Below are 11,936 nucleotides of genomic sequence, written 5' to 3' on the forward strand. Positions count from 1 at the left end.
CTAAGTAGGTAGGCGTTAAAAATTATCAGACACCACCCTTATTAAGGTAGGGTTGATTCATGAATCAACCCTACTATGAATCAACCCTACTATGAATCAACCCTAGGACTAAGGGGGGATCGAACCTAAAATCCATTTTAAATTTAATTATAACCAGCTACTTATATTAAAAGTAACTCCTTCGTAAATTTCCTGAAAACTGAGAGCAAAATTGACAGAAGTTAAAGATAAACTGGCATTTTCACCCTCGTATTCCGTTAATAACCATTTATTTTCCTCAGTTTTGTTATACTGCATGATATATGGACGACTTTGACTAATGAGAATATATTCTTGCAATTCTGGCAGCGAACGATAATAAAGAAATTTATCGCCCTGGTCATAATTTTGAGTTGATTTTGAGAGGACTTCTACTATTAATCTGGGATTGGTAACAGTTGTCTTGCCAGTTTCATAATAAATCGGTTCACCCTCAATTAGCATCACATCGGGATAGGTTGCTTGACGATATTGCGCTATCCATAATTTCACATCACCGATAAAAATATTATATTTCTGTTCTTTGAGGGCAAATTTTAAATAAGCGGCAAAATTGAGAGCAATTTTATTATGATCGGTAGTGCCTCCTGTCATCGGTACGATTTCCCCGTCTTGATACTCATTTTTATAGGCTGCCGTTTCCTCTAGTTGTAAATATTCGGCAAAGCTATAGGTACTTTTATCTGTTGCTATGGTCATAATTTAAGTAGCTGGTTATAATTAAATTAAAAATTTATTTTAGGTTCGATCCCCCCTTATTAAGTAGGGTTGATTCATGAATCAACCCTACCCTTAATAGGGGGGCATCTGAAAGTTTTTAATACCTACCCACTTATTGATTAGCTCTCTCAATTGATTATAGCAATTATTATACTGGTGAGATACAAAAAAGTTACCAGAAATTAGCTATATTTACCCCAGCAAAAGATAACAGCTATCTTAATAAGACTCTTGAAAATTTTTAGCCAGCAACTAAACCAGAATTTGATCTCTCCCAAATGTGGGACAATTGACAAAGAACTAAGAATTGTAGAATCCCCCCATCATGACCTCGGAACTATCGAAGCAATACGATCCCAAGATCACAGAAACGAAATGGCAGCAATATTGGGAAAATCAAGAGATATTTACAGCAAACCCCGAAAAAGGCGGCGAAACCTACTGTATAGTCATCCCCCCTCCCAATGTTACCGGTAGTCTCCACATGGGTCACGCTTTCGAGAGTTCCTTGATTGATACACTTGTTCGCTACAAGCGCATGACCGGCAAAAATACCCTCTGGCTGCCCGGGACAGATCACGCTAGTATTGCAGTACAAGCTATACTCGATCGCCAATTAAAAGCCGAAAAAACCGACCGTTATCAACTAGGAAGGGAAAAATTCCTCGAACGCGCTTGGCAATGGAAAGAGGAGTCCGGTAGTACCATTGTTAATCAACTGCGACGCTTGGGGGTATCCGTCGATTGGACGCGGGAACGTTTCACCATGGATGAGGGACTTTCCCATGCTGTCCGTACTGCTTTTATCAAACTCTATGAGGACGGATTAATCTATCGCGGTCAATACTTAGTTAACTGGTGTCCCGAATCCCGGTCGGCCGTTTCCGATTTAGAGGTGGAAAACAAGGACATTGAGGGAAATCTCTGGTATTTTCGCTATCCTCTTAGCGATGGTAGCGGTTATCTTCAAGTAGCCACCACAAGGCCCGAAACCATGCTCGGTGATACTGGTGTAGCTGTCAACCCGCAAGACCGCCGTTATCGCCATTTAATCGGCAAAACCGTCACTTTACCGATAATGGGGCGAGAAATCCCCATTATTGCCGATGAATTGGTGGATCCCGAGTTCGGTACCGGTTGCGTCAAAGTTACGCCGGCCCACGATCCCAAGGATTTTGAGATGGGTAAACGCCATAATTTAGCCTTTATTAATATCATGAATTTAGACGGCAGTTTAAACGAAAATGCCGGAATATTCGCAGGTCAAGATCGTTTTGTTGCCCGCAAAAATGTCGTTAAAAAACTCGATGAAGATGGCTTTTTAGTTAAAATTGAAGCCTATCGCCATAGCGTCCCCTATAGCGATCGAGGTAAAGTTCCCGTGGAACCCCTTTTATCTACCCAATGGTTCGTTAAAATCGAACCTTTAGCCACAAAAGCTTTAACCTGTTTAGATCAGGAAAACTCGCCCCGTTTTGTGCCAGAAAGATGGACAAAAGTTTATCGCGATTGGTTAGTTAAACTAAAAGATTGGTGTATTTCTCGACAACTGTGGTGGGGTCATCAAATTCCCGCTTGGTATATTATCAGTGAAACTAACAACGAAATTACTAACCATACTCCCTTCGTCGTTGCCCAGGATGAAACCTCCGCTTTAGCCAAGGCCAAACAAGAGTATGGAGAGGATATAATTATTCAACAAGACCCCGATGTTTTAGATACTTGGTTTTCCTCGGGATTGTGGCCATTTTCGACTATGGGATGGCCAGAAAAAACCCTTGATCTAGATACCTATTATCCCACGACAACCCTCGTCACCGGTTTTGATATTATCTTTTTCTGGGTGGCAAGAATGACGATGATGGCGGGCTATTTTACGGGACAAATGCCTTTTAAAGATGTGTATATTCACGGTTTAGTTAGGGATGAAAACGGCAAAAAGATGTCTAAATCTGCCAATAACGGCATCGATCCCCTAATTTTAATTGATAAATATGGAACCGATGCTTTACGATATACCTTAATTCGAGAAGTGGCAGGAGCAGGACAGGATATCAGTCTGCAATACAACCGTAAAACCGATGAATCGGAATCCGTAGAAGCGGCCCGAAATTTTGCCAATAAAATTTGGAATGCTTCCCGTTTTGTCATGATGAATCTGGAGGGAAAAACCCCAGAAGAATTGGGAGAACCAGTTTTAGAAAATTTAGAATTAGCTGATCGCTGGATTTTATCTCGTTATCATCAAACAGTACAAAAAACTAGAGATTATCTAGAAAATTATGGCATGGGGGAAGCGGCAAAAGGTCTATACGAATTTATCTGGCGCGATTTCTGTGATTGGTATATCGAGTTAGTGAAAACTCGTTTATGGAAGGATAAAGAATCGGTTTCCTGTGCTACAGCTAGGCAAACTTTGGCTTTTATCTTGGCAGGGACATTAAAATTATTACATCCCTTGATGCCCCATATTACCGAGGAAATTTGGCATCATTTAACCCAAGAAAATCAGCAGGTTTTGGCCTTAGAAACCTATCCAATAGCTGATAGTTCTCTGATCGATCTAGATTTAGAAAATACTTTTGAGTTATTAATTGAAAGTATTCGGGTGTTGCGTAATTTGCGGGCCGAAGCAGGGATTAAACCGGGGGCAACGATCACGGCAATTTTACAGACAGAAAACAGCCAAGAATTAGCTATTTTGCAACGCGGACAAGTGTACTTAAAAGACCTGGCCAAGATCGAAAACTTAATTTTGACGGCCAAATTAACCGAGGAAGTCAATCAAGCGATCGCCGGTGTTGTCGCTACGGTAGAAATCCTCATTCCCCTGTCCGGATTGGTTGATATATCGGTATTGGCCGGGAAATTAGCGAAAAATTTAGCTAAAGTAGAAGGGGAAATCAAGAGTTTGAGCGATCGCCTGAATAAACCTAGCTTTGTTGAAAAAGCTCCAGAAGCTTTAATCCAAAAAACGAAGCAAGCTTTAGCGGAGGCCGAAAAACAAGCCCAAATTCTCCAAGAACGCTTAAAACGCCTGCAATAGTTATTTTGTACTAACCAAGTCCAGTAGCCTAGAGCAAAGCTACTGCGATCGAGATTATCGAAAATTTGGGTTTAAAACCCCGTCGTAGAACGACGGCTTTTCTTGATCCCTGATATAAGTGGGGAGGCACAATTATTTGTAGGATGGGTTAGCGGTAGCGTAACATAATCGGGCGTTGGGTTTCATGCTTCAACCCGACCTACGTTCATCTGTCTCCTGTCTCGACTAGGAAATTAATTTTGCACGACTACTGAAATAAACAATCAAAATATTGTTTATTTCTTTTTGTTGCGATTGAGTATTTATACTGAACTTTTGTCCCTAGGATTTCTATAATAGTGTTAGGACAGCTAAAAAGTTAATTTGCGATTCGTTGACTGGGTATATGTAGTCAAGCTCGACATTTTTATAACAGTTCTAGTCACAATTATCTGGTAAAAGTGTGGGTGATTTTTGTAGGTTAGTTTCCGACTAATCTCCGCTCGGTTTTGCTTGGAATCACAGCTAAGAGAAGGGGTAGATTATGAGTACTGATTATTCTCTATTATTTGATGGGACTGATGACTATGTAAGTATTCCCCATAGTTCAAATTTAAGTTTGACGAATTTTACGATTGAAACTTGGGTAAATCCTGGTCAAATTAAAGGTGATTGGCAACCGCTTGTTACCAAAGAAGAGAGTGATGGGTGGCCAAGAAATTATGGAATGTTTATTACTCCTAATGCGATGACAGTTCATTTTTCTTTTGCCGCAACGAATGGATATAATATTTATAGTAATAGTCAAAGTTCTTTAATATTAAATCAATGGAATCATATTGCTATGACCTATGATGGGTCTAGTTTAAAGTTTTATCTCAATGGACAATTAGATGCGAGTATCAATACAAATGCTATTCCTCTACAAAATACTGAACCCGTAAAAATAGGGAAAGAAATTAGTGCTTATACTCCCTTTGCAGGAAAAATGGATGAGGTTCGTATCTGGAATAAGGCGCGAACTCAAGCTGAAATTCAAGCAGATATGACCCATCCGTTAACGGGAACTGAAACAGGTTTAGTGGGATATTGGCAGTTTAATGAAAATGCAGGAAATACTGTCACTGATTTAGCTGTAAATGATAATAATGGGACTATTTTAGGTGGAGCAGCTTTTACTTCTGGGGTATTTACTCCGGGGACGTTTGTGTTTAGCCAGCCGAATTTTACTGTAAAAGAAGGGGGAATAGGAATTAAAGAAGTTACCATTAATCGGATTGATGGATTAGGTGGAGAAGCGAGCGTTACGGTTGATTTAAGTGATGGTCTTGGGGTTTCTGCTGCTGATTATGATAATACTCCCATTGTGGTTAATTTTGCTAATGGAGAGACGGCTAAAACAGTATCAATTCCTGTTACAACTGACACGGTTAATGATGCAGGAGAAACAATTAATTTAACTTTGACTAATGCTACAAATGGCGCAAGTATTGGCAGTCAAGGCACAGCAAGTGTGATGATTGTTGAAGATGCGGCGTTGTCTTTTGATGGGGTTAATGATTATGTTCAAGTAAATTTGAATGAACCTGAAACAGAAGTTACTCATGAACTCTGGTTTAAAACCACTAACCCGAATGTGGGATTATTTTCAATAATGTCAGCAGACGGGGGATATGACCGAGCAATTTATCTTTATCAAGGTAATCTTTATACTCGTCTTTGGTCTAATGAAGTAATTGGTAGTACAGGCATAAATTTAGCTGATGGAAATTGGCATCATGTAGCGCATACTTTTGGCACTTCTATTGGAGGAGAAAAATTATATATAGATGGTCAATTGGTTGCCAGTGGAACTAAAGCGCAATCTGATTTTACTTGGCAAGATAAAATACTAATTGGTTATTCAATTGACGCACCTGTTGACTTTTTTCAAGGTCAAATTGATGAGGTTCGTATCTGGAATAAAACCCGAACTCAAGCTGAAATTCAAGCAGATATGAATCATCAGTTAACGGGAACTGAAAGCGGATTAATCGGTTATTGGCAGTTTAATGAGGGAACGGGAAATACTGTTACTGATTTAGCTGGAAATGATAATAACGGCACAATTTACGGCGCGACTTGGACAGAAGGATTTTTTGGTAGTAGTGTTCTATCCTTGAGTCAACCTGAATACAGTATCCGAGAAAATGGTACAGCCAGTGTTCAAGTAACCGTTATTCGGACGGGGGGATTTAGTGGCGAAGTTAGCGCGACACTTAATTTAAGTGGGGGGACTGCAACGCTATCTCAAGATTATAGTCAGAGTGCAGTTACTGTTAATTTTGCCAGTGGAGAAACGCAAAAAATTGTCACGATTCCGCTAATTGATGATTTTGATATTGAAGGGGATGAGACGGTTAATTTAAATTTAAGTAATCCGACCAATGGCGCAATTATTGGGGAACAAAGCACGGCAGTATTAACGATTAAAGATAATGATTTTAATTCTCAACTGATCAGAATTGTGGTTGCTAATGACGTAAATACTCTAAGTACAAGTTTAGCCACTCAAAGTCAAGCAATATTTGCCGTAAATGTTGCAAACTTTTTGACTGAGGGAGACTCAGATAAAGATCTGCTTTTGTTTGAACATTTTGTTGATCAAAATCATGACTTTTCTTCAGGAGTAGAGTCCGCCCTTGTAAATGCTGGATATTCAATTACAGTTACTACTGATTATTCAACTCCCTTCAATGACTATGATGGTATTTTTGTATCTCAATCTTTTCCGAGCATCTTCTTAGATAATGCTGATCTTATCGATTTTGTTGAATCTGGTGGAGGAGTGTATCTTGCTGGAGGTCGTAGCTCAACAGCAACTATAGAGGCGGCTGGATGGAATACATTTTTGAATCACTTCGGATTAGGCTTTGTACCAATCTACAATCAGATTTATGGAAATATAACCATTACAAGTTCTCACCCAATTTTTAATGGAGTCTCTGTTTTAGGCAATGGTAACGGCAACTCGATCATCAACCTGGGAACCAATCCGAATGCTGAGATTGTTCAGTCCTTTGGTACGCAAGGCTTATATGCTGTAGTTGATGTTCCCTTGTCAAATGCTGATTCTAGTGTAATTGCTTTCAGTCAAGCTAATTATTCTGTCAAAGAAGACGGAACACCTATCACCGAAATTACTTTAACTCGTAGCATTAATACTCAGGGACAAGTCAGCGTTACCTTGACTCCTAGTAATGGTACGGCAACCTCACCATTAGACTACAATAATACATCGATTACAGTAACATTTGCTGACGGTGAAACCGAGAAAACTATCACTATACCCATTGTCAAAGATACTGCTTATGAAGGTAACGAAACCGTAAATTTAACCCTCGGTAATCCTACTAATGGCGCAACATTAGGAACACAAAAAACTGCTACTTTAACTATTGTTGATACTCCGATTACTTATTATCTAACTACGGCGACAACTTGGACAGATGCACAGGTACAGGCGCAAGCAATGGGAGGGAATTTAGTTACCATTAATGATGCAGCAGAAAATCAGTTTTTAGTCAATGCTTTTGGTAGTAATGAATCATTTTGGATAGGATTTACTGATGCAGTACAAGAAGGAGATTGGAAATGGATTAATGGTGAACCTGTTACTTATGTTAATTGGTCTGTTACAGAACCAAATAATGTAGGAAATGAGGACTATGGGATTATTAACGATCCTTACGATCCTGGTCCTAGCGAAAAATGGTATGATTTGCCAAATAATCCGCCTTCTCATTTTCCTCCTCAATTAAAAGGAATTATCGAAGTTCTCAATGGAACATCTACCATTTCTATCGCTGACACAACCATTAATGAATCCCAAAATCAAGCAACTGTAACAGTCAGATTAACAGGAATTAGTCATCAAACCTTTACCGTTGATTATAGCACCAATGACGGAACAGCCAAAGCAGGAGAAGACTATACTGCTGTCAATGGAACATTAACTTTTAATGCAGGAGAAAGTCAAAAAACTATCACCATTCCCATTAATAATGACTCTAATTATGAAGGTAATGAAACCCTTACCCTTAATCTGTCTAATCCTATCAGTGGCGCAGTTTTAGGAACAAGTACAGCCACAATCACTATTATTGATAATGACGTTTCCAGCAACCCCACCGAAGGAGATGACACCCTTTACGGAACACCAGGAAATGATACCATTGACGGATTAGGCGGAAATGACCAGATTTTTGGACTAGCAGCAAACGATAATCTCTTGGGTGGAATCGGGAATGATACCCTTAACCCCGGTTTGGGAATCGACACCGTAAATGGTAACGATGGAAGTGACTTACTACTCCTCGATTACTCTACCCTAACCAGCAATATTACCTCTACCAATACGGGTACAAGTGGCACAATCACCACTACTAATAACAGCGTCACCTACACCAACATCGAAGCAATGAACGTTCAGGGTGGCAGTGGCAATGATACTATTTACGGAACCTCTGGCAACGATACCATCTTTGGCAACGGTGGTGCAGATTACCTCATTGGTGGTGACGGCGATGATAGTCTCGATGGTGGCGCAGGTAATGATACCCTCTATGGTGGGGCAGGAGATGACACCCTCAATGGTGGTGTGGGAGATGATAGCTTTAACCTAGGTGTTATTAACCTGAGTAGTACAGGTACAGTTATTGGTGGCGATGGGGATGATATCTTTATCTTCTATGGCCCCTATACTGGTATCATTGACGGCGGTGGCGGTAACGATCGCATTGACATAGCACCGGGTTATTCTGGAAATATCATTTTCCCCGCAACTATCACCGGCATAGAAAGCGTAATTGTACCCGGAAGTGGTGGTAACGACTACCTCATCGGTGACGATGGTAATGATTCCCTCAATGGACAAGGCGGTAATGATACTCTAGAAGGACGCGGCGGTAATGATAACCTTTTAGGTGGTACAGGCAACGATGTCATCTACACTGGTTTAGGAATAGATACGGTAGATGGGGGGGAAGGCATCGACCATCTGATCGTAGACTATTCTAGCCTAACAACTCCAGTCTCCTCAACCTACAGCAATGGTTCAGGGAGTATCAACACCACTGATAACCAAGTAACCTACGATCGCATTGATAGATTAACCTTAATCACCGGCAGTAATCAAGATTTTTTGGCAGGAACAACCGGCAGTGATAGCCTCGATGGACAAGCAGGTAATGATACTCTTTTAGGAGTTGATAGCCATAGCCTCACCCCGGGTCTTAATGAAATTGATACAATGACGGGAGGAACAGGCAGCGATCGCTTTATACTAGGTGATGAAAGTTGGTGGAGCTACGATGATCGCAATCATAGCAGTAATGGTGCCACAGACTACGCCCTAATTCAAGACTTTAGCTCGATCGAAGATATCGTACAACTGCACGGCGACAAGAGTTATTATCGTCTAGAAACCGTCAATAACGATACCCATCTCTACCTAGACCAGCCGGTGGGTGAACCAGATGAACTTATCGCTATTTTCGCCAATCTTACTGGTTTAGAACTGAACTCGGAGGCTTTTGTCTTCATTGCTGCCGCTATAGAATTGCCGCAAGTCAGTCTAGCGGTTAATCCCAGTAATGTCAATGAAAACGGTTCACCGAACCTTATCTATACCTTCACTCGCACTGGAGACAAAACTAATTCTTTAACCGTTAACTTCAACGTCAGTGGAACGGCTACTTTCAGCAATGACTACACCCGTAGCGGGGGGAATAGTTTTAGTGCAACAGCAGGTTCGATTACATTTCTAGCCGGCTCATCCACCGCTACCCTGACCCTCAATCCCACCGCCGATAATATCGTTGAACCCCATGAAACCATTGGCATTACCCTCACCAGTGGCACAAGTTATACGATTGGCACAACCGCAACCGTGACAGGCACAATTAGCAATGATGACGGAGATCCCAACAACAACGAACTCATCGGCGGTAGTGGCAATGATAGCCTCGGCGGACTAGCAGGTAACGACACAATTATCGGTAATGCCGGCAATGATACCCTCAATGGCGGTGCGGGTGTTGATAGCTTGATTGGAAATGCAGGCAACGATACCTATATCATCGATGACCTTAACGATGTCATTGTCGAGAATGCCAACGAGGGAACCGATACCGTTCAAACTTCGATTAATTTCGACTTAACAGCAACCAATCTAGAAAATATCACCCTGTTAGGAACAGATAACCTCAATGCCACGGGAAATGGTTTCAATAACACCCTAATTGGTAATGACGGTAATAACCTACTGCAAGGATTAGCAGGTAACGATAATCTCGATGGTAAAGCAGGTAACGATACTCTCGTTGGTGGTGCTGGCAATGATACTTATACCATCGATGCCGGTGATACGATTGTTGAAAATGCCAACGAAGGAACCGATGCCGTAAAAGCGGGTTTCAGCTACATTCTCGCTAATAACCTAGAAAATTTAACCTTACTCGCTACAGGAAATATTGACGGCACCGGTAATAACAGTAACAATGGCCTGACGGGAAATAACGGCAATAACCGACTGGAAGGATTAGCAGGTAACGATAACCTCAATGGGGGACTAGGTAATGATACTCTCGTGGGTGGCAGCGGCAATGATAACTACACCATTGATGGGGGAGATACCCTGATAGAAAATCTTAACGAAGGAACTGATACTGTCACAGCTAGTTTTACCTATACTTTGGGAGACAACCTAGAAAACCTCAACCTCAGTGGCAATGCTGCTATTAACGGTACTGGGAACACCCTAAACAACAGTCTTAACGGCAATAGTGGCAATAATCTTCTTCTTGGGTTAGAAGGGAATGACTCTCTTGATGGAAAAGCCGGTAATGACACCCTCGAAGGAGGCGCTGGTGATGACGCTTATACCATTGATGCAGGGGATACAATCACAGAAAATGCTAACGCAGGAACTGATACGGTCAAAGTTGGATTTGCTTCCTATACTCTCACCGCTAATTTTGAAAATCTGACTTTAACGGGAACTGTAGCTATTGATGGGACAGGCAATAACAGCAATAACCTACTAACAGGAAATAACGCCGCTAACACCCTTACCGGACTAGACGGAAACGATACCCTGCTAGGCGGTAGTGGCAATGATACTCTAGTTGGCGGCAATGGTAATGATGTTCTCACAGGAGGTTCAGGACTCGAACAATTTGTCTTGAATGCACCGGGTACCGGCATTGACTCAATTACCGATTTCAAAGTAATCGATGATACCCTTGTGGTTTCTGCGTCTCAATTTGGGGGTGGATTGACGGTGGGAACAGCTATCGATTCTAGTCAATTCCGCATCGGCGCCGGAGCCACCACAGCAACGACTGCTGACCATCGTTTTATCTATAATTCCACCAATGGAGCTTTATTCTTCGATGCCGATGGTAGTGCCACTACAGCTATGGCGATTCAGTTGGCTACCCTCTCCCCACAATTAGCTTTAACTGCCGGTGATTTTATCGTTGGAGTTTGATAATAAAAAGTAAAGGGTTCTGGTATTGCTGATTTTAACTATGAATTATCTTATACCCCTGTATCATTCGTAAACAGAGGGGTTGAGTATCATCAATCCTTACCTCCTCTTGCCTAAAAAAGCCACAAACAGACAAAGGAAATATTACGACCAAACCCGTTTTATTCCGTTTTGCTGCTCACTCAAAACATCCTACAAGTTTTAACTCAAGTTCTCAAGGGGGAAGTTCTGGTTTTTTCCTATTTTGTCAAGACCTCGGTAGTTACGGTATTTTCCGAAAAATAGGGCAGTTTTCAGGCTACCCTAACCGGAAAATTAATCCCCAAAATGGGAGATAATCGCATCGGCAAATTCGGAACATTTCAGGGGAGGATTAACGGGAGGTTCCATCAGACGAGCTAAATCGTAGGTAACTTGTCGATTAGCGATCGCTGCTGCGATGCCTTTTTTAATCAAATCGGCCGCTTCTTGCCATCCCATGTATTCCAACATCATCACCCCAGAAAGAATCACCGAACCGGGGTTAATTCGGTCTAAACCGGCGTGTTTAGGGGCTGTGCCGTGGGTTGCCTCAAAAATAGCGCAAGTATCGCCAATATTCGCCCCGGGTCCCATCCCTAA

Annotated in this window: 4 protein-coding genes; 2 read left to right on the forward strand and 2 right to left on the reverse strand. The window is 41.5% G+C overall.

Going from position 1 to position 11,936, the window contains the following annotated elements; translation table 11 throughout:
* Positions 1–147: 147 nt before the first annotated feature.
* Positions 148–738, reverse strand: coding sequence for a Uma2 family endonuclease (locus tag PX481_RS14950; protein ID WP_002758653.1), 591 nt, complete (start codon positions 736–738; stop codon positions 148–150).
* Positions 739–1,084: 346 nt separating this feature from the next.
* Here PX481_RS14950 and PX481_RS14955 point away from each other — a divergent pair, with 346 nt between their 5' ends.
* The gene (locus PX481_RS14955; RefSeq protein ID WP_002758654.1) at positions 1,085–3,805 is read left to right on the forward strand and encodes a valine--tRNA ligase; all 2,721 of its coding nucleotides are present in this window, start codon (positions 1,085–1,087) and stop codon (positions 3,803–3,805) included.
* 523 nt (positions 3,806–4,328) lie between these two features.
* Positions 4,329–11,315, forward strand: coding sequence for a Calx-beta domain-containing protein (locus tag PX481_RS14960; protein WP_288094867.1), 6,987 nt, complete (start codon positions 4,329–4,331; stop codon positions 11,313–11,315).
* Positions 11,316–11,630: 315 nt separating this feature from the next.
* On the opposite strand, the gene PX481_RS14965 is transcribed toward PX481_RS14960, so the two are convergent.
* Positions 11,631–11,936: isocitrate/isopropylmalate family dehydrogenase (locus tag PX481_RS14965; RefSeq protein WP_288094869.1), on the reverse strand; the 306-nt coding region annotated here is incomplete at its 5' end.

The organism is Microcystis sp. M53603_WE2 (genome assembly GCF_030065435.1).